16 protein-coding genes and 1 pseudogene are annotated in these 19031 nt (G+C 66.5%); 14 read left to right on the plus strand and 3 right to left on the minus strand.

Going from position 1 to position 19031, the window contains the following annotated elements:
- The first annotated feature begins 23 nt into the window (after window positions 1-23).
- The 10 genes and pseudogenes from murD to lpxC all read left to right on the plus strand — a co-directional run bounded on the left by murD (window position 24) and on the right by lpxC (window position 11534).
- Complete coding sequence (gene murD, locus ACT2FV_RS19455) at window positions 24-1532, plus strand: UDP-N-acetylmuramoyl-L-alanine--D-glutamate ligase (RefSeq protein WP_175815284.1); 1509 nt, start codon at window positions 24-26, stop codon at window positions 1530-1532.
- Window positions 1529-2812, plus strand: a complete 1284-nt coding sequence (gene ftsW, locus ACT2FV_RS19460; RefSeq protein ID WP_059528582.1) for a putative lipid II flippase FtsW — start codon at window positions 1529-1531, stop codon at window positions 2810-2812. Before murD ends, ftsW begins: the two co-directional genes overlap by 4 nt.
- Entirely contained in the window at window positions 2809-3912 is a 1104-nt protein-coding gene (gene murG, locus ACT2FV_RS19465; protein WP_444504621.1) for an undecaprenyldiphospho-muramoylpentapeptide beta-N-acetylglucosaminyltransferase, read from the plus strand. The genes ftsW and murG overlap by 4 nt, the downstream gene beginning before the upstream one ends.
- Window positions 3909-5306, plus strand: a complete 1398-nt coding sequence (murC, locus tag ACT2FV_RS19470) for a UDP-N-acetylmuramate--L-alanine ligase (RefSeq protein ID WP_059608167.1) — start codon at window positions 3909-3911, stop codon at window positions 5304-5306. Before murG ends, murC begins: the two co-directional genes overlap by 4 nt.
- A gap of 1 nt (window position 5307) precedes the next feature.
- Window positions 5308-6249 carry a D-alanine--D-alanine ligase gene (locus ACT2FV_RS19475; RefSeq protein WP_059608168.1) on the plus strand — a complete coding sequence of 314 codons (942 nt, stop codon included), beginning with the start codon at window positions 5308-5310 and terminating at the stop codon, window positions 6247-6249.
- Between the two features lie 19 nt (window positions 6250-6268).
- Window positions 6269-7021 (plus strand): cell division protein FtsQ/DivIB, encoded by a 753-nt coding sequence (locus tag ACT2FV_RS19480; protein ID WP_057926855.1) that lies wholly within the window; start codon window positions 6269-6271, stop codon window positions 7019-7021.
- Between the two features lie 26 nt (window positions 7022-7047).
- Complete coding sequence (gene ftsA / locus ACT2FV_RS19485; RefSeq protein ID WP_006752447.1) at window positions 7048-8280, plus strand: cell division protein FtsA; 1233 nt, start codon at window positions 7048-7050, stop codon at window positions 8278-8280.
- A 192-nt stretch (window positions 8281-8472) separates the two neighbouring features.
- Window positions 8473-9669: a cell division protein FtsZ gene (gene ftsZ, locus ACT2FV_RS19490; RefSeq protein ID WP_059608169.1), complete on the plus strand. Its 1197-nt coding sequence runs from the start codon at window positions 8473-8475 to the stop codon at window positions 9667-9669.
- A gap of 200 nt (window positions 9670-9869) precedes the next feature.
- Window positions 9870-10376 (plus strand): annotated as a pseudogene (locus ACT2FV_RS19495) (peroxiredoxin).
- Between the two features lie 240 nt (window positions 10377-10616).
- A complete protein-coding gene (lpxC, locus tag ACT2FV_RS19500) occupies window positions 10617-11534 on the plus strand; it encodes a UDP-3-O-acyl-N-acetylglucosamine deacetylase (protein ID WP_059506998.1) in 918 nt (305 codons plus the stop codon).
- Between the two features lie 82 nt (window positions 11535-11616).
- Here lpxC and ACT2FV_RS19505 read toward each other — a convergent pair whose 3' ends face one another.
- Window positions 11617-12096 carry a DUF721 domain-containing protein gene (locus ACT2FV_RS19505; protein ID WP_059535175.1) on the minus strand — a complete coding sequence of 160 codons (480 nt, stop codon included), beginning with the start codon at window positions 12094-12096 and terminating at the stop codon, window positions 11617-11619.
- A 267-nt stretch (window positions 12097-12363) separates the two neighbouring features.
- On the opposite strand from ACT2FV_RS19505, the gene secA reads away from it, so the two are divergent.
- The 4 genes from secA (at window position 12364) to ACT2FV_RS19525 (ending at window position 17875) form a co-directional block, all read left to right on the plus strand.
- Window positions 12364-15162 (plus strand): preprotein translocase subunit SecA, encoded by a 2799-nt coding sequence (secA, locus tag ACT2FV_RS19510; RefSeq protein WP_124624710.1) that lies wholly within the window; start codon window positions 12364-12366, stop codon window positions 15160-15162.
- Between the two features lie 142 nt (window positions 15163-15304).
- A complete protein-coding gene (argJ, locus tag ACT2FV_RS19515; RefSeq protein ID WP_059608172.1) occupies window positions 15305-16546 on the plus strand; it encodes a bifunctional glutamate N-acetyltransferase/amino-acid acetyltransferase ArgJ in 1242 nt (413 codons plus the stop codon).
- 19 nt (window positions 16547-16565) lie between these two features.
- A complete protein-coding gene (locus ACT2FV_RS19520; RefSeq protein ID WP_124903820.1) occupies window positions 16566-17435 on the plus strand; it encodes an ATP-binding protein in 870 nt (289 codons plus the stop codon).
- Entirely contained in the window at window positions 17432-17875 is a 444-nt protein-coding gene (locus ACT2FV_RS19525; protein WP_059608174.1) for an NUDIX domain-containing protein, read from the plus strand. The genes ACT2FV_RS19520 and ACT2FV_RS19525 overlap by 4 nt, the downstream gene beginning before the upstream one ends.
- 62 nt (window positions 17876-17937) lie before the next feature.
- On the opposite strand, the gene ACT2FV_RS19530 is transcribed toward ACT2FV_RS19525, so the two are convergent.
- On the minus strand, window positions 17938-18138 hold the full coding sequence (locus ACT2FV_RS19530) for a DNA gyrase inhibitor YacG (protein ID WP_444504622.1): 201 nt from the start codon (window positions 18136-18138) through the stop codon (window positions 17938-17940).
- 28 nt (window positions 18139-18166) lie between these two features.
- Window positions 18167-18922, minus strand: coding sequence for a cell division protein ZapD (zapD, locus tag ACT2FV_RS19535; RefSeq protein ID WP_059608176.1), 756 nt, complete (start codon window positions 18920-18922; stop codon window positions 18167-18169).
- Window positions 18923-19031: the final 109 nt, after the last annotated feature.

The raw sequence follows: 19031 nt of genomic DNA on the forward strand, positions 1-19031 counted from the left end.
AGGTAACAAGGATGTCTGGCGAGATGTTTGGAGATCGGCAGCGGCCGATGGTGCTCGTACTGGGGCTCGGGGAATCGGGTCTCGCGATCGCGCGATGGTGCGCGAGGCACGGGTGCCGGCTGCGTATTGCCGATACCCGCGAGGCGCCGCCGAACCTTGCCGCGCTGCAGGCCGAAGGCATCGATGCGGAGTTCGTCGGCGGCCCGTTCACGCCTGCGCTGCTCGACGGCGGCGTCGAGATCGTCGGGCTGAGCCCCGGCCTGTCGCCGCTCGAACCGGCACTGGCGGCGCTGATCGCGGCCGCGAACGAGCGCGCGATCGCGGTGTGGGGCGAACTCGAATTCTTCGCGCAGGCGCTGCGCGCGCTCGGCACGAGCGGCTATCAGCCGAAGGTGCTCGCGATCACCGGCACCAACGGCAAGACCACGACGACGAGCCTCACGGGCCTGCTGTGCCAGCGTTCGGGCAAGAAGGTCGCCGTCGCCGGCAACATCAGCCCGGCGATGCTCGACCGGCTCGCGGGTGCGATCGACGATACGGCGCTGCCCGACGTCTGGGTGCTCGAACTGTCGAGCTTCCAACTCGAGACGGCCCGCACGTTCGCGCCGGATGCGGCCGCGATCCTCAACATCACGCAGGATCACCTCGACTGGCACGGCAGCTTCGACGCCTATGCGGCCGCGAAGGGCCGGATCTTCGGCGCGACGACCACGCGCGTGCTCAATCGCGACGATGCGGCCGTGATGAAGTTCGCACCGGCCCCCGGCGCGGCCGATGCGGCGCGCACGGTCACGTTCGGCCTGAACGAACCGACGCAGGACGGCGACTACGGCCTGTCGCGCGACAACGGCATTGCGTGGCTGGTCGAAGCGGTCGACCGCGACGCGCCGGACGAGACGACGAGCCGTCGCCGCAAGCGCGACGCCGCGCATACGCCCGACATCGCGCAGAAGCGCCTGATGCCGGCTGACGCGCTGCGCATCCGCGGGCTGCACAACGCGGCGAACGCGCTGGCCGCGTTCGCGCTTGCACGCGCGATCGACCTGCCGGCCGCGCCGCTGCTGCACGCGCTGCGCGAGTATCGCGGCGAGGCGCATCGCGTCGAAGTGATCGCGACGATCGACGACGTGGACTACGTCGACGACAGCAAGGGAACGAACGTCGGCGCGACGGTGGCCGCGCTCGACGGGCTCGCGCAGAAGATCGTGCTGATCGCCGGTGGCGACGGCAAGGGCCAGGATTTCGCGCCGCTGGTTGCGCCGGTCGCGCGCTGGTGCCGTGCCGTGATGCTGATCGGCCGCGATGCGCCGGCGATTCGCGACACGCTCGCCGAAACCGGTGTGCCGCTCGCCGACCACGCGACGCTCGAAGGCGCGGTGCGTGCCGCCGCCGATCTTGCCGAGCCGGGCGATGCGGTGCTGCTGTCGCCCGCGTGCGCGAGCCTCGACATGTTCAGGAACTACGCCCATCGCGCGGACGTGTTCCGCGCGGCGGTGGATGAAATCGCCATCGACAAAGGAGCGACGCCATGAGCTGGTCCGATCGCCTCGTGTCCCGTTTCAACGACCGGCGCGACGCCGGCGGCAATGCCGCCGGCGGCCGCGTCGCGTCGGCCACGCGCGCCGCGACCGGCGGCCTCGCGAGCGTCGTGAACGGCGTTCGGCCGAGCCGCTCGCGCATGCTCGACTTCGACTACTCGCTGCTGTGGGTCGCGATCGCGCTGCTCGGGCTCGGCGTCGTGATGGTGTATTCGGCGTCGATCGCGATGCCCGATTCGCCGAAATACGCGTCGTATCACGACTACGCGTTCCTGATGCGCCACTGCGTGTCGCTCGTCGTCGCGTTCATCGCGGCGGTGATCGCGTTCCGCGTGCCCGTGTCGACCTGGGACAAATACGCGCCGCATCTCTTCCTGATCGCACTGGTCGGCCTCGTGATCGTGCTGATCCCGCACGTAGGCAAGGGTGTGAACGGTGCGCGCCGCTGGATTCCGCTCGGCATCACGAACATGCAGCCATCGGAAATCATGAAGCTCGCGGTGACGATCTACGCGGCGAACTACACGGTGCGCAAGCAGGAGTACATGCAGAGCTTCGCGAAGGGCTTCCTGCCGATGGCGTTCGCGGTCGGTCTCGTCGGCGCGCTGCTGCTGCTCGAGCCGGACATGGGCGCATTCATGGTGGTCGCCGCGATCGCGATGGGCGTGCTGTTTCTCGGCGGCGTGAACGGCAAGCTGTTCGGCGGCCTGGTGGCGACGGCGGTCGGCACCTTCACGATGCTCGTATGGCTGTCGCCGTGGCGTCGCGAGCGGATCTTCGCCTACCTCGATCCGTGGGACGAGCGCTATGCGCAGGGCAAGGCATACCAGCTCACGCACTCGCTGATCGCATTCGGCCGCGGCGAGTGGTTCGGCGTCGGCCTCGGCGGCAGCGTCGAGAAGCTGAACTACCTGCCCGAAGCGCATACCGACTTCATCCTCGCGGTGATCGGCGAGGAACTCGGCTTCGTTGGCGTGCTGGTCGTGATCCTGCTGTTCTACTGGATCGTGCGCCGCGCGTTCGAGATCGGCCGTCAGGCGCTCGCGCTCGACCGCACGTTCGCGGGCCTGATGGCGAAGGGCATCGGCATCTGGTTCGGCGCGCAGACGTTCATCAACATGGGCGTGAACCTCGGCCTGCTGCCGACCAAGGGCCTGACGCTGCCGCTCGTGAGCTACGGCGGCTCGGGCATCCTGCTGAACTGTGTCGCGCTTGCGGTGCTGTTGCGGGTCGACTATGAAAATCGCGTACTGATGCGGGGAGGGAAGGTATGACCGCGTCGCGACGCACGCTGATGGTGATGGCAGGCGGCACCGGGGGCCACGTGTTCCCGGGGCTCGCCGTCGCGCACCGGATGGAAGCGGCGGGCTGGCGGGTCGTATGGCTCGGCAATCCGGCCGGGATGGAAGCGACGCTCGTGCCGAAGCACGGCATCCCGATGGAATACGTGCGCTTCGGCGGACTGCGCGGCAAGGGCCTGAAGACCAAGCTGACGCTGCCGTTCAACCTGCTGCGCGCATGCTGGCAGAGTCTCGGCGCGCTGCGCCGCGTGCGGCCGGACGTCGTGCTCGGGATGGGCGGCTACATCACGTTCCCGGCGGGCGTGATGACCGCGCTGTCGGGCCGCCCGCTCGTGCTGCACGAACAGAATTCGATCGCCGGTCTCGCGAACAAGGTGCTCGCGAAATTCGCGAAACGCGTGCTCGTCGCGTTCCCCGGCGCACTGCCGTACGCGGAATGGACCGGCAACCCGATTCGCGCGGAACTTGCGCGCACGGAAACGCCCAAAGCACGCTATGCATCGCGCAGCGGTCCGCTGAACGTGCTGGTCGTCGGCGGCAGTCTCGGCGCCGCCGCACTGAACGAAGTCGTGCCGCGCGCGCTGGCGCTGCTGGCGCCGGGCGAGCGCCCGCGCATCGTGCACCAGGCCGGCGCGAAGCACATCGAGGCGCTGAAGGCGAATTACGAAGCGGCCGGATTCGCCGGCGGCGACGACGTGCGGCTCGTGCCGTTCATCGACGACATGGCGACCGCGTACGCGGCGGCGGATCTCGTGATCTGCCGCTCCGGCGCGATGACGGTATCGGAAATCGCGGCGGTGGGCGTGGCGGCGCTGTTCGTGCCGTTCCCGTACGCGGTCGACGACCACCAGACGACCAACGCCGCGTTCCTCGCCGATGCGGGCGCGGCGGTGCTGGTGCAACAACGCGACCTGTCGGCGGAACTGCTTGCCGACTGGCTGCGCGGCCAGTCGCGGGTGTCGCTCGCGGACATGGCGGAGCGTTCGCGCTCGCTGGCGAAGCCCGAGGCCACCGACGAAGTCGCGCGCGTCTGCGCGAAGGTGGCCGGCGCGAACCTGGAACAACTGCAATGAAACACATCGTCAAACACATTCATTTCGTCGGGATCGGCGGCGCGGGCATGAGCGGCATCGCCGAAGTGCTCGTCAACCTCGGCTACGAGGTCAGCGGCTCCGACCTGTCGCGCAACGCGGTGACCGACCGTCTCGCGGCGCTCGGCGCGCGGATCGCGATCGGGCACGACGCGGCGAACATCGAGGGCGCGAACGCGGTCGTCGTGTCGACGGCCGTGCGCTCGGACAACCCCGAAGTGCTGGCCGCGCGCCACCAGGGCGTGCCGATCGTGCAGCGCGCGGTGATGCTCGCGGAACTCATGCGCCTGAAGCAGGGGATCGCGATCGCCGGCACGCACGGCAAGACCACGACGACGAGCCTCGTCGCGAGCGTGCTCGCGGCGGGCGGGCTGGACCCGACTTTCGTGATCGGCGGCCGGCTGATCAGCGCCGGCGCGAACGCGCGGCTCGGCACGGGCGACTTCATCGTCGCCGAGGCTGACGAGTCGGACGCGTCGTTCCTGAACCTGTATCCGGTGATCGAAGTCATCACGAACATCGACGCCGATCACATGGACACCTACGGCCACGATTTCGCGCGGCTCAAGCAGGCGTTCATCGAATTCACGCAACGCCTGCCGTTCTACGGCAGCGCGGTGGTGTGCGTCGACGATCCGAACGTGCGGCAGATTATCCCGTTCATCTCGAAGCCGGTCGTGCGCTACGGGCTGTCGCCGGACGCGCAGGTGCGCGCGGAAGACATCGATGCGCGCGACGGCCGCATGCATTTCACGGTGATTCGCGAAGGGCGCGCGCCGCTCGCGGTGGTGCTGAACATGCCGGGCCTGCACAACGTGCAGAACGCGCTCGCGGCGATCGCGATCGCGACCGATCTCGGCGTGGCGGACGACGCGATCCAGCTGGCGCTGGAGGAATTCAACGGCGTCGGCCGACGCTTCCAGCGCTACGGCGAGGTGCCGAGCGCGGACGGCGGCCATTACACGCTGATCGACGACTACGGCCACCACCCCGTCGAGATGGCCGCGACGATCGCGGCCGCGCGCGGCGCGTTCCCGGGCCGCCGCCTCGTGCTGGCGTTCCAGCCGCACCGCTACACGCGCACGCGCGACTGTTTCGATGACTTCGTCAATGTGCTGTCGACGGTCGACGCGCTGGTGCTGACGGAAGTCTATGCCGCGGGCGAAGCGGCGATCGCGACGGCCAACGGCGACGCGCTGTCGCGTGCGCTGCGCGCGGTGGGCAAGGTTGACCCGGTGTTCGTCGCGACGGTCGACGACGTGCCGGACGCACTGGCCAGGGTCGCGCAGAACGGCGACGTGGTGATCACGATGGGCGCGGGTTCGATCGGCGGCGTGCCGGCGAAGCTCGTGCAACACACACAACAGAAGGCATGACATGAGCGGGATCGATCCGAAACGTTTCGGCAAGGTGGCGGTGTTGTTCGGTGGCGAATCCGCCGAGCGCGAGGTGTCGCTCACCTCGGGCCGTCTCGTGCTGCAGGGCCTGCGTGACGCGGGCGTCGACGCGCATCCGTTCGACCCGGCCGAGCGGCCGCTGTCGGCGCTGAAGGACGAGGGCTTCGTGCGCGCGTTCAACGCGCTGCATGGTGGCTACGGCGAGAACGGCCAGATCCAGGGCGCGCTCGATTTCTACGGTATCCGCTACACGGGCAGCGGCGTGCTCGGCTCGGCGCTCGGCCTCGACAAGTTCCGCACGAAGCTCGTATGGCAACAGACGGGCGTGCCGACGCCGCCGTTCGAGACGGTGATGCGCGGCGACGACTACGCGGCCCGCGCGGCGGATATCGTCGCGAAGCTCGGCCTGCCGCTGTTCGTGAAGCCGGCGAGCGAAGGCTCGAGCGTCGCGGTGCTGAAGGTGAAGACGGCCGACGCGTTGCCCGCCGCACTGTCGGAAGCCGCGGCGCACGACAAGATCGTGATCGTCGAGAAGAGCATCGAAGGCGGCGGCGAATACACCGCGTGCATCGCCGGCGATCTCGACTTGCCGCTGATCAAGATCGTGCCGGCCGGCGAGTTCTACGACTACCACGCGAAGTATGTCGCCGACGATACGCAGTACCTGATTCCGTGCGGGCTGCCGGCGGAACAGGAAGCGGAACTGAAGCGCATCGCGCGCCGCGCGTTCGACGTGCTCGGCTGCACCGACTGGGGGCGCGCGGACTTCATGCTCGATGCCGCCGGCAACGCGTATTTCCTGGAAGTGAACACGGCCCCCGGGATGACCGACCACTCGCTGCCGCCGAAGGCCGCGCGGTCGATCGGCATCAGCTATTCGGAGCTGGTCGTGAAGGTGCTGTCGCTTACGCTCAACGACTGACGCAGGAACGGAACGACGTATGTGGAACAACGTTCGCCAACTCAACCTTGCCGCCAGCGCGCTGTACGCGCTGTTGCTGCTCGTGTTGGCGGCGGCCGGCTGCTACTGGCTGATCCAGCGTCCGACGTTCGCGCTGCGCGAAATCCGGATCGACGGCGACACCGAGCACATCAACACGCCGACGGTGCGTGCGGGCGTGGTCGGCCGGCTGAAGGGCAATTTCTTCACGGTCGATCTCGATACGGCGCGTGCCGCGTTCGAGCAGATGCCGTGGGTGCGCCACGCGAGCGTGCGCCGGGTGTGGCCGAATGCGCTGGCTGTCACGCTCGAGGAGTACAAACCGCTCGGGACCTGGGGCAGCGCGCAGCTCGTGAGCGTCGACGGCGAGCTGTTCACCGCGAACCAGGGCGAACTGGACCAGGAACTGCCGGCGTTCGACGGCCCGGAGGGTAGTGCGAAGGAAGTCGTCACGCGGTATCGCGACTTCACGAACTGGTTTGCGCCGCTGAAGGCGGCGCCGGAAGAAGTGACGCTGTCGGCGCGCTACGCGTGGACGGTGAAGCTGTCGAACGGCATGCAGGTCGAACTGGGCAAGGAGCGCACCAGCGAGACCCTGCATGACCGGAGCCAGCGCCTCGTCGCCGCGTGGCCGGCCGTCACGGAGCGTTGGGGCAACGACATCGAGTATGCGGACCTGCGTTATCCGAACGGATTCGCGATTCGTGCGGCAGGCATGCGGTTCCTGACCGATACCGACAAGCGCAAGAAGTAACGAGAGATCACACGCAAGAGCACTTTATGAGCAAAGACTACAAGGATCTGCTGGTTTCCCTCGACATCGGCACGTCGAAGGTGGTGGCCATCGTCGCCGAGCTGAAGGGCGAAGGCCATTACGAGGTGATCGGCCTCGGCCAGAGCGAATCGAAGGGTCTGAAGAAGGGCGTGGTGGTCAATATCGAGGCCACCGTGCAGTCGATCCAGCGCGCGCTCGAGGAAGCCGAGCTGATGGCCGATTGCAAGATCACCAACGTGTTCACGGGGATTGCCGGCAGCCACATCCGCAGCTTCAACTCGAGCGGGATGGTCGCGATCAAGGACAAGGAAGTCACGCAGACCGACGTCGCGCGTGTGATCGAGACCGCGAAGGCGATCAACATCCCGACCGACCAGCAGGTGCTGCACATCCTCACGCAGGAATTCATCATCGACGGGCAGGAAGACGTGCGCGAGCCGATCGGGATGAGCGGCATCCGCCTCGAGGTGAAGGTGCACATCGTGACGGGCGCGGTCAGTGCCGCGCAGAACATCGTCAAGTGCGTGCGCCGCTGCGGGCTGGAAGTGAACGACCTGATCCTGCAGCCGCTCGCGTCGTCGCTGGCCGTGCTGACGGAAGACGAGAAGGATCTCGGCGTGGTGCTGGTCGACATCGGCGGCGGCACGACCGACATCGCGATCTTCGCCGAAGGCGCGATCCGCCATACCGCGGTGATTCCGATCGCCGGCGACCAGATCACGAGCGACATCGCGATGGCGCTGCGCACGCCGACGCCGGACGCGGAAGACATCAAGGTCGGCTACGGGATCGCGAAGCAGGCGCTCGCCGATCCGGACGAGATGGTCGAAGTGCCTGGCCTCGGCGAACGCGGCCCGCGCACGCTGTCGCGCCAGGCGCTCGCGGCCGTGATCGAGCCGCGCGTCGAGGAACTGTTCTCGCTCGTGCAGCAGGTCGTGCGCGAGTCGGGTTATGAAGAACTGCTGAGCTCCGGCGTGGTCATTACCGGCGGGGCTTCGATGATGCCGGGCATGGTCGAGCTCGGCGAAGACATTTTCCTGAAACCGGTGCGCATCGGCGCGCCGGAATACGCAGGCGGCCTCGCCGACGTGGTGCGCAATCCGCGCTACTCGACGGCGATGGGCCTGCTCGTCGAAGGCAGCGCACAGCGCATGCGCGGTCGCAAGGTCGCCGTGCAGTCCGGCAACGCGGGGCAGATCTTCTCGCGGATGAAGGAATGGTTCCTGAGCAATTTTTGAGTACCCCCACGGCTCGGCATGCCGAGCCTGCCCCCCGAGGGGGCCAGGAAAACCCGGGGCGGCCCGGCGTTTTCTTGGGGACGAACCGAATCGAAATTCGCGCCGGTGCCGGCGGCTGGCGCGCGACAGGGGGTTGCCCGATCTCCTGCCGAATAACGGCCGAGTAGTTTTATTCTCTTGACGGAGGCAACAATGGAATTCGAAATGCTGGAAACCGAAACCAACGGCACCATCATCAAGGTGGTCGGCGTTGGCGGCGCTGGCGGCAATGCCGTTCAGCACATGATCAACCGTGGCGTGCAGGGCGTCGACTTCATCGTGATGAACACCGACGCACAGGCGCTGTCGCGCGCGCGCGCACCGTCCGTGATCCAGCTCGGCAACACCGGCCTCGGCGCCGGCGCGAAGCCGGAAATGGGCAAGGCGGCGGCGGAAGAGGCGCGTGAGCGCATCGCCGACGCGCTGCGTGGCGCGCACATGGTGTTCATCACGGCCGGCATGGGTGGCGGTACGGGCACGGGCGCGGCGCCGGTGGTCGCGCAGATCGCGAAGGAGATGGGCATCCTGACGGTGGGTGTCGTCAGCAAGCCGTTCGAATTCGAAGGCGGCAAGCGCATGCGCGTCGCCGAAGCAGGCTCGCAGCAACTGGAGGATCACGTCGACTCGCTGATCGTCGTCCTGAACGACAAGCTGTTCGACGTGATGGGCGATGACGCCGAGATGGACAAGTGCTTCCAGTGCGCGGACGACGTGTTGAACAACGCGGTCGCAGGCATCGCTGAAATCATCAATGTCGATGGCCTCGTGAACGTCGACTTCGAAGACGTGAAGACGGTGATGGGCGAGCAGGGCAAGGCGATGATGGGCACGGCGACGGTCGCCGGCGTCGATCGCGCACGCCTCGCGGCGGAACAGGCCGTGGCGAGCCCGCTGCTCGAAGGCGTCGATCTGTCGGGCGCGCGCGGCGTGCTGGTCAACATCACGTCGAGCCGTTCGCTGCGCCTGTCGGAAACGCGCGAAGTGATGAACACGATCAAGAGCTACGCGGCGGAAGACGCCACGGTGATCTTCGGTGCGGTGTACGACGACGCAATGGGCGATGCACTGCGCGTGACGGTCGTGGCGACGGGTCTGGGCCGTGCGGCGAAGAAGCAGCAATCGGCTCCGATGACGCTGCTGCGCACGGGTACCGACAACCAGCCGGTCAGCGCGATCTCGCACGGCTATGCGCAGCCGCAACACGTCAGCACGGCCGACTACGGCGCGCTCGATACGCCGGCGGTGTGGCGCAACTCGCGCGAAACCGCGGCATCGCACGTGCAGGCGCTGCAGGAGAAGGGTGTCGACACGTACGACATCCCGGCTTTCCTGCGCAAGCAGGCTGACTGACGACGCACACACAGGCGAAGCCGCGGCGCAATCGATGAGATTGCCGCGGTAACGCCGGCGTGACGGATGCCACGGACCACGACAGGCCGCGTCGGATGCGACGCCGGGCCGGGAAACGTGCCCTCTTCGCATGAGCGGAGCGGGATGGGACGTGCTGTCCGCAATACGCCGAAAAACTGTATCGCTATGAGGGACCAGCCATGATTCAAGTGGGCGACGCGCTGCCCGACGCGCAACTGTTCGAATTCATCGACGACGCGCGCGAAGGCTGCACGCTGGGGCCGAATGCCTTCAGCGTGCGCGATCAGGTTGCGGGAAAGCGGGTGGTGATCTTCGGATTGCCGGGCGCGTTCACGCCGACCTGTTCGGCGCAGCATGTGCCGGGCTATGTCGAGCACGCCGAGCAACTGCGCTCGGCGGGCATCGACGAGCTCTGGTGCGTGTCCGTCAACGACGCATTCGTGATGGGCGCATGGGGACGTGATCTGCACACCGCGGGCAAGGTGCGCATGATGGCGGACGGCAGCGCTGCTTTCACTCATGCGCTGGGGCTGACGCAGGATTTGTCCGCGCGTGGCATGGGAATCCGTTCCCTGCGCTAAGCGATGGTGGTCGACGACGGTGTGGTCAAGACGCTGGCCGTCGAAGCGCCGGGCAAGTTCGAAGTGAGCGATGCGGCGAGCGTGCTCGCGACGTTGATGTCCTGATCGTGCGGTGCGCCGTTGCCTGCGGGCAACGCTGCGCACCGGCCTCAGGGCAGTTGTAACACGGGCCGATGACCGGAAACGCCTCCGTTCCGGGCATCGGCCCGTCCCGTATCGGCGCGGGTAAACAGTCGAAACAGATTGATACGCAGTTTCAAACAGCGTTGAATAGGGAATTACGCTATAATCCCACCTATCGAATATAACTCCTGATTGATAATCTCAATCAAGATGAAGAACATCATGCTGAAGCAGCGCACCATCAAATCGATCGTGAAGACCGTGGGCATCGGTCTCCACTCGGGCCGCAAGGTCGAACTGACGCTTCGCCCGGCGGCGCCGGGCACGGGGATCGTTTTCTCGCGCGTCGACCTGCCCACGCCTGTCGACATCCCGGCATCCGCGATGTCGATCGGCGACACGCGGCTCGCGTCGGTGCTGCAGAAGGATGGTGCGCGCGTGTCGACCGTCGAGCACCTGATGTCGGCGTGTGCCGGCCTCGGCATCGACAACCTCTATGTCGACGTGACGGCAGAGGAAATCCCGATCATGGACGGCAGCGCCGCGTCCTTCGTGTTCCTGATCCAGTCCGCGGGCATCGAGGAGCAGAACGCGCCGAAGCGCTTCATCAAGGTGAAGAAGCCGGTCGAAATCCGTGACGGCGACAAGTTCGCGCGTCTCGATCCGTATTTCGGCTTCAAGCTGAAGTTCACGATCGACTTCCGTCACCCGGCCGTCGACAAGACCGGCCAGGAACTCGAGGTCGACTTCGCGAACACGTCGTACGTCCGCGAGATCGCGCGTGCGCGCACGTTCGGTTTTGCCCATGAAGTCGAAATGATGCGCGAGCTGGGTCTCGCACGCGGCGGCAGCATGGACAACGCGATCGTGCTCGACGAATACCGGATCCTGAACAACGATGGGCTGCGCTACGACGACGAGTTCGTCAAGCACAAGATGCTCGACGCGATCGGCGACCTGTACGTGGTCGGCCATCCGCTGCTGGCGTCGTACACCGCATACAAGTCGGGTCACGGGCTGAACAACGCGCTGCTGCGCGAACTGCTCGCGCACGAGGACGCATACGAGATCGTCACGTTCGACGATCCGCAAGCCGCGCCGAGCGGCTTCGCGTTCGACACGCAGACGGCCTTCGCCTGATCGGCGTTCGGCACCCGCGATAAAAAAAGCGACCTTCGGGTCGCTTTTTCGTTGGGCGGCCGCCTGCGCGGTCGGCGCACGTTCAGCGCGAAGACTTCGCACCGTGGCGCGCGGCCATCCGCGCGAGTGCAGCCTGCAGCGGCGACGGCTCGAGGTGATCGGCGAGGTCGCGCAACGCGGTGGCGCCGACGGTTGTCATACGCGCCTGCTTCACGTGCGGTGGTTCCGGCGCGTCCTTCGGACGCACGCGCACGCGCAGCGCCGAGACCGGCCAGCCGCGCTTCTGGAGATCGGCGAGCAGGCGCGGCTCGACCTGCCGCAGCCGGGCGGCGAGCGCATTGTGCGCGGCAAAGAGGGTCAGGGTGCCGTCCTTGATGGAGCCCGGTTCGACGTGATTCGCAAGATAGTCGGGCAGGAGCGCGGCGAGGTCGCGCTGCAGCGACGCGACTTGTTCGACGCCGGCGCGCAGCGCCGCGAACGCGTCGGTGCGGTTGAGCACTTCGGACACGGGTTGCGGGCGATACGCGGCGAGCGGGCCGAAACGCTTGGAAAATCGGTTCATCGAGGCATTCTTCGGGCGCGCACGGGCGCGGACGTTGACGCCGATTGTACCCGCGCCGGCTCGCGCACGGGCGGCTTTCGGGCCACGTGGCCGGTGGCCCGCGCGGGTTTGGCGTGCGGCGTGAGTCCAGCCGGGACACCGGCGCATGCTTCCTCGCGTGCTAAAATTCCTCGTTTGATTCCACTAATTCGCTAAGCCGCCGAGGCTCGGGCGTCGGGGCGCGCAACGCGCGCCGGGCGCCGGTGCTGCGACGCAGGATCCGATCCGATGACAACCGGTTTTCTCCAGAAAATTTTTGGCAGCCGCAACCAACGGCTCGTCAAGCAATACCAAAAGACCGTCGCGACGATCAATGCGCTCGAAACGCAGATCGAGAAGCTGACGGACGACCAGTTGCGCGGCAAGACGGATGAGTTCCGCCAGCGGATCGCGGGCGGCGAGTCGCTCGACAAGCTGCTGCCCGAGGCGTTCGCGGTCTGCCGGGAGGCGAGCCGCCGCGTGCTGAAGATGCGCCACTTCGACGTGCAGATGATCGGCGGCATGGTGCTCCACTACGGCAAGATCGCGGAAATGCGCACCGGCGAGGGCAAGACGCTCGTCGCGACGCTGCCCGTCTACCTGAATGCGCTGGCCGGCCGTGGCGTGCACGTCGTGACGGTCAACGACTACCTCGCGCAGCGCGACGCCGAATGGATGGCGCGCCTCTACAACTTCCTTGGTCTGTCGGTCGGCATCAACCTGTCCGGCATGGAGCACGACCAGAAGCAGCAGGCCTACGCGGCGGACATCACCTACGGCACGAACAACGAGTTCGGCTTCGACTACTTGCGCGACAACATGGTCTACGAGACCGACGCGCGCGTGCAGCGGGCACTGAACTTCGCGGTCGTCGACGAAGTGGACTCGATCCTGATCGACGAGGCGCGTACGCCGCTGATCATCTCGGGCCAGGCGGAAGATCACACCGAACTGTACGTCCGGATGAACGCGCTGCCGCCGCTGCTCGAGCGGCAGATCGGCGAGGAGAAGGCCGACGGCACGGGCGTCGAGAAACCGGGCGACTACACGCTCGACGAGAAGGCGCGCCAGGTGTTCCTGACGGAGTCGGGCCACGAGAAGGCCGAGCGGCTGCTCGCCGAGTGGGGCCTGATCGGCGAGGGCGAGAGCCTGTACGCGCCGCAGAACATCACGCTGATGCACCACGTGTACGCGGCGCTGCGCGCGCACACGCTGTTCCACAAGGACCAGCACTACGTCGTGCAGAACGGCGAAGTGGTGATCGTCGACGAATTCACGGGCCGCCTGATGGCGGGTCGCCGCTGGTCCGACGGCCTGCACCAGGCGGTCGAGGCGAAGGAACACGTGAAGATCCAGAGCGAGAACCAGACGCTCGCCTCAATCACGTTCCAGAACTACTTCCGCATGTACGCGAAGCTCGCGGGCATGACCGGTACGGCCGACACCGAAGCGTACGAATTCAACGAGATCTACGGCCTCGAGACGGTCGTGATCCCGACCAACCGCCCGCCGAAGCGGATCGACAAGCAGGACCAGATCTACAAGACGGCCAAGGAGCGTTACGACGCGGTGATCCGCGACATTCGCGACTGCTACGAGCGCGGCCAGCCGGTGCTGGTCGGCACGACGTCGATCGAGAACTCGGAACTGCTGTCGCACCTGCTGAAGCAGGCCGGCCTGCCGCACGAGGTGCTGAACGCGAAGCAGCACGAGCGTGAAGCCGCGATCGTCGCGGAAGCCGGCCGTCCGAACCGCATCACGATCGCGACCAACATGGCGGGCCGCGGTACCGACATCGTGCTCGGCGGCAACGCCGAGAAGCAGGCCGCGTTCATCGACGCCGACGACGCGATCCCGGCCGACGAAAAAGCGCGCCGCATCAAGCAGCTGCACGACGAGTGGGAAACGCTGCACGAGCAGGTGAAGGCCGCGGGCGGCCTGCACATCATCGGCACCGAGCGCCACGAATCGCGCCGGATCGACAACCAGCTGCGCGGCCGTGCGGGCCGCCAGGGCGACCCGGGCTCGTCGCGCTTCTACCTGTCGCTCGACGATCCGCTGCTGCGCATCTTCGCGGGCGACCGCGTGCGCTCGATCATGGACCGACTGAAGATGCCGGAAGGCGAGGCGATCGAGGCCGGCATCGTTACGCGTTCGATCGAATCGGCGCAGCGCAAGGTCGAAGCGCGCAACTTCGACATCCGGAAGCAGCTGCTCGAATACGACGACGTGTCGAACGACCAGCGCAAGGTGATCTACCAGCAGCGCAATGAACTGCTCGAAGCCCACGACATCACCGAGACGATCTCGGCGATGCGTCATGGCGTGATCGCCGAAGTCGTCCACCAGTTCGTACCGCAAGGCAGCATCGAGGAACAGTGGGACGTGCCCGAGCTCGAGGAAGCGCTGCGCAACGACTGGCAGCTCGACCTCGCGATCCAGGAAATGGTGAACGAGTCGTCGTCGATCACCGCCGAGGAGATTCTCGAAGCGGTGACGACCGCCGCCGACGAGCAGTACGAGGCGAAGGTCGCGATGGTCGGCCGCGAATCGTTCAGCGCCTTCGAGCGCTCGGTGATGCTGCAGACGGTCGATCGCCTGTGGCGCGAGCACCTCGCGGCGCTCGACCACCTGCGCCAGGGCATCCACCTGCGCGGCTATGCGCAGAAGAACCCGAAGCAGGAGTACAAGCGCGAGGCGTTCGAACTGTTCGCCGCGATGCTCGAGGCGATCAAGCAGGAAGTCACGCGCATCGTGATGAACGTGCAGATCCAGTCGCCGGAGCAGCTCGAGGAAGCCGCCGAGCAGATCGAGGAGCGCGGCGGTCAGCTCGAAAACGTCGAGTATCAGCATGCCGACTACGCGGAATCCGGTGCCCCGGTCGCGAACGTCGCGGCCGCCACCGCGGCGACCGCGACGGCCGACATGGTCGGCAGCGCGATGACCCACGGCGGCCCCGGCGGCGAGATGCCGAAGGTCGGCCGCAATGACCCGTGCCCGTGCGGCAGCGGCAAGAAGTACAAGCAATGTCACGGGAAGCTGTCATGATCGACGGCGGCGCGCATCCGCGTGCCGCTTCGTTTGCAGCTTCGAGTCAGTGATGTGAGTTGCGGCGGCCCGCGTGCGGCCCGCCGGTTCTTCCAATCGATGCCGGCGGATGCCGGCATTTTCCATCCGGCAGGTGTGCCCCATGGCTGTCAATTTTCCGTCGATCGATCCCGCCCAACTCCATCCCGTCGCCGGCGTCACGCTCGGCTGGGCGGAAGCGAACATCCGCAAGCCGAATCGCAAGGACGTGCTGGTCATTTCCGTCGACGAAGGGGCGACGGTCGCCGGCGTATTCACCGAGAACCGCTTCTGCGCCGCGCCGGTGACGGTGTGTCGCGAGCACCTGGCAACGGTGCGTGCCGGCGGCGCGGGCATCCGCGCGCTCGTCGTGAACACGGGCAATGCGAATGCGGGCACCGGCGAGCCGGGCCTCGTGAACACGCGCGAGACCTGCTCGGAACTCGCGCGCCTCGCGGGCATCGACGCCGCGCAGGTGTTGCCGTTCTCGACCGGCGTGATCCTCGAGCCGCTGCCGATCGACCGCCTGAAGGCCGGGCTGCCGGCCGCGCTCGCAAACCGCAAGGCCGCGAACTGGTATGACGCCGCGCAGGCGATCATGACGACCGACACGCTGCCGAAGGCCACGTCTCGCCAGGTGACGATCGACGGCCACACGGTCACGCTGACAGGCATCAGCAAGGGTGCGGGCATGATCAAGCCGAACATGGCGACGATGCTGGGCTTCCTCGCGTTCGATGCGACCGTGGCGCAGCCGGTCCTCGACACGCTCGTGAAGGAAGTGGCCGACCGCTCGTTCAACTGCATCACGATCGACGGCGACACGTCGACGAACGACTCGTTCATCCTGATCGCATCGGGCAAGAGCACGCTGCCCGCGATCACGTCGACCGATTCACCGGCCTATGCAGCGCTGCGCGATGCGGTCACGCAGGTCGCTCAGGTGCTGTCGCAGCTGATCGTGCGCGATGGCGAAGGCGCGACGAAATTCATGACGGTGCAGGTCGAAGGCGGCAAGAGCGTCGCCGAGTGCCGCCAGATCGCCTATGCGATCGGGCACTCGCCGCTCGTGAAGACGGCCTTCTACGCATCCGACCCCAACCTGGGCCGGATCCTCGCGGCGATCGGCTACGCGGGCGTCACGGATCTCGACGTCGGCAAGATCGATCTCTATCTCGACGACGTGCTCGTCGCGAAGGCTGGTGGCCGCAACCCGGCTTACCAGGAGGAGGACGGCCAGCGCGTGATGAAGCAGAGCGAAATCACGATCCGCGTGCTGCTCGGCCGCGGTGACGCGCAGGCAACGATCTGGACGTGCGATCTTTCGCACGATTACGTGAGCATCAACGCGGATTATCGCTCCTGATCCGGAGCGCTCGAACGACATGGACAAGCTCGAACAGTTTCTGACGCGCGCGGAAGCGCTGCTCGGCCGCCTCGAGGGGATGCTGCCGCCCGCGCCGGCGGCCATCGACTGGAACGCCGCCACCGCGTTCCGCTGGCGCAAGCGCCAAGGGCGCGGCTATTTGCAGCCGGTGCCGGCAGCGTCGTCGATCACGCTGGGCGACCTGCACAACATCGATCGACAGAAAGGGCTGATCGAGCAGAACACGCGACAGTTCGTCCAGCGCAAGCCGGCGAACAACGTGCTGCTGACAGGTGCGCGCGGCACTGGCAAGTCGTCCCTGATCAAGGCCTGCCTGAACGCGTATGCGAAGGACGGGCTGCGCCTGATCGAAGTCGACAAGGACGACCTGCACGATCTCGGCGACATCGTGGATCTGATCTCTGAGCGTCCGGAGCGTTTCATCGTGTTCTGCGACGACCTGTCGTTCGAGGAGGGCGAATCGGGCTACAAGGCGCTGAAGGTCGCACTCGACGGCTCGATCGCCGCGCAGTCCGACAACGTGCTGATCTACGCGACGTCGAACCGCCGCCATCTGCTGCCCGAGTACATGAGCGACAACGAGTCGTACAAGCATCTGCCGGACGGCGAGATCCACCCCGGTGAAGTCGTCGAGGAAAAGATCTCGCTGTCGGAGCGCTTCGGCCTGTGGGTCAGCTTCTACCCGTTCAAGCAGGACGACTACCTCGACATCGTCGCGCACTGGCTGCGACATTTCGGCTGCGCGGACGCGGAGATCGAGACGGCGCGCGGCGACGCGCTCGTCTGGGCGCTCGAGCGCGGTTCGCGTTCGGGGCGCGTCGCATGGCAGTTTGCGCGCGACTGGTCGGGTCGCAAGGAGCAGGCATGAGTACGGATTTCGCAGCGGGCAGCGTGCGCGCGCCCGATGGACGCAAGGTGACAGAGGTCGCGGTCGGCGTGATGGTGCAGGCAGACGGTCGTTACCTGCTCGCGCAGCGGCTGCAGGGCAAGCCGTACGAGGGCTACTGGGAGTTTCCCGGCGGCAAGCTGGAGGCCGGGGAGAGCGTGGAGGACGCGCTGGCGCGCGAATTGCACGAGGAACTCGGCATCGAAGTCACGGCCAGCCACCGCTGGCATACGCTCGAGCACGATTATCCGCACGCGTACGTGCGGCTCTATTTCTGCAAGGTGACGGGCTGGACGGGTGAGCCGCACAGCAAGGAAGGGCAGGCGTTCGTGTGGCAGCAACTGCCGGTCGAGGTCGCGCCGCTGTTGCCGGCGGCGCTGCCGGTGCTGGAGCTGCTCGAGAAGGAGGCGGCGTCGCAATGACGCCGTGGCGGCTCGCCTGAAAGGCGGGCCATATCCGCAGGGCGGGCGGTGTCGCGCGCCGCTCAGCTGTCGCGGCGGCCGTCGGCGCCGTCTTCCTCCGACGACGGACCCTCGTCGGAGGACCCGCCGATCCGGTACTTTTCTGCGGCCCATGCGCCGAGGTCGAGCTGCTTGCAGCGGGCCGAACAGAAGGGACGGAACTTGTTTTCAGGCGTCCAGCGCACTTCTGCGCCGCACGAAGGACATTTCACAACGGTAGTCATACGAAAGCGTCGAACCGGCACGCGGCCGTTACAGATTGCACAGTGTCAGATGGAACGGCACGTCGATGTCCACCGCGCGCGGCCGCACGTCGCCGTCCTGCATGGTGAACCGTACCCACAGCATGTATTTGTTGGCGCTCGCTTCGGGAATCACGCGCAGCTCCGGAGGTACGCGGACCTGCATCAGCTGGTAGGAGCGCCCCGACAGCATCTGCTGGTAGCTGCCCTGCATCGCCATCACTTTCGAGGCCTGCCCCGATTCACGTGCGAGCCGCAGCACGATCGCAGCGGCATCGCGCAGCGGCAGCAGCGGCAGGATCCATTTCGCGATGTCCTGGCGCCGCTGTTCCGCGGGCCATTGCTGCCACGCATAGTACGACGGCAGGTCGAACTTGCACGTGCCGCCGGGAATCACCGCGCGGCTGCGGATGCTGGCGAGCCACTCGTTGTCGACCAGATGCTGCCCGGTCTTGCCCTGCATCTGCGCAAGATTGGCGAGCGTCTGCTCGATTTCACCGAGCACGGCCTCGAGCGCATTCTGTTCGATGCCCGGATTGCCGCGAAAGGGGGCGAGCGTCTGGCGTTGACGTTCGAGCTCCTTCATCAGATCCGATTTCAGGTCCGCGCGGCCTGTGACCTCAGCGATTTCGAACAGCGTCGTCAGCGCGACGTGATGTTCACGCGGGTCCTCCTGAGCCAAAAAGAACGCGAAGCGCTCGAACAGGTCTTCGAGGCGCAATAGCGTGCGAATTCGCTCGTTGAACGGATACTCGTAAAGAATCAAGCGCGCTCGCCTCTAGGGTAGGGATTGAAACAATGCAGGACATTCTAATGCTCACTGTCTACCCTAGCAACGCACCAATTTCGTACAGCATCACGATCGCGCGCGGCGG

The sequence above is a fragment of the Burkholderia sp. PR2 genome (genome assembly GCF_052372875.1).
In the GTDB taxonomy this organism is placed as follows: Bacteria; Pseudomonadota; Gammaproteobacteria; order Burkholderiales; family Burkholderiaceae; genus Burkholderia; species Burkholderia diffusa.

Excerpts from the sequence above, each read along its gene's own strand:
- murD (WP_175815284.1), top strand. The coding sequence starts at position 24 with ATGTTTGGAGATCGGCAGCGGCCGATGGTGCTCGTACTGGGGCTCGGG.
- ftsW (WP_059528582.1), top strand. The coding sequence starts at position 1,529 with ATGAGCTGGTCCGATCGCCTCGTGTCCCGTTTCAACGACCGGCGCGAC.
- murG (WP_444504621.1), top strand. The coding sequence starts at position 2,809 with ATGACCGCGTCGCGACGCACGCTGATGGTGATGGCAGGCGGCACCGGG.
- murC (WP_059608167.1), top strand. The coding sequence starts at position 3,909 with ATGAAACACATCGTCAAACACATTCATTTCGTCGGGATCGGCGGCGCG.
- ACT2FV_RS19475 (WP_059608168.1), top strand. The coding sequence starts at position 5,308 with ATGAGCGGGATCGATCCGAAACGTTTCGGCAAGGTGGCGGTGTTGTTC.
- ACT2FV_RS19480 (WP_057926855.1), top strand. The coding sequence starts at position 6,269 with ATGTGGAACAACGTTCGCCAACTCAACCTTGCCGCCAGCGCGCTGTAC.
- ftsA (WP_006752447.1), top strand. The coding sequence starts at position 7,048 with ATGAGCAAAGACTACAAGGATCTGCTGGTTTCCCTCGACATCGGCACG.
- ftsZ (WP_059608169.1), top strand. The coding sequence starts at position 8,473 with ATGGAATTCGAAATGCTGGAAACCGAAACCAACGGCACCATCATCAAG.
- lpxC (WP_059506998.1), top strand. The coding sequence starts at position 10,617 with ATGCTGAAGCAGCGCACCATCAAATCGATCGTGAAGACCGTGGGCATC.
- ACT2FV_RS19505 (WP_059535175.1), bottom strand. The coding sequence starts at position 12,096 with ATGAACCGATTTTCCAAGCGTTTCGGCCCGCTCGCCGCGTATCGCCCG.
- secA (WP_124624710.1), top strand. The coding sequence starts at position 12,364 with ATGACAACCGGTTTTCTCCAGAAAATTTTTGGCAGCCGCAACCAACGG.
- argJ (WP_059608172.1), top strand. The coding sequence starts at position 15,305 with ATGGCTGTCAATTTTCCGTCGATCGATCCCGCCCAACTCCATCCCGTC.
- ACT2FV_RS19520 (WP_124903820.1), top strand. The coding sequence starts at position 16,566 with ATGGACAAGCTCGAACAGTTTCTGACGCGCGCGGAAGCGCTGCTCGGC.
- ACT2FV_RS19525 (WP_059608174.1), top strand. The coding sequence starts at position 17,432 with ATGAGTACGGATTTCGCAGCGGGCAGCGTGCGCGCGCCCGATGGACGC.
- ACT2FV_RS19530 (WP_444504622.1), bottom strand. The coding sequence starts at position 18,138 with ATGACTACCGTTGTGAAATGTCCTTCGTGCGGCGCAGAAGTGCGCTGG.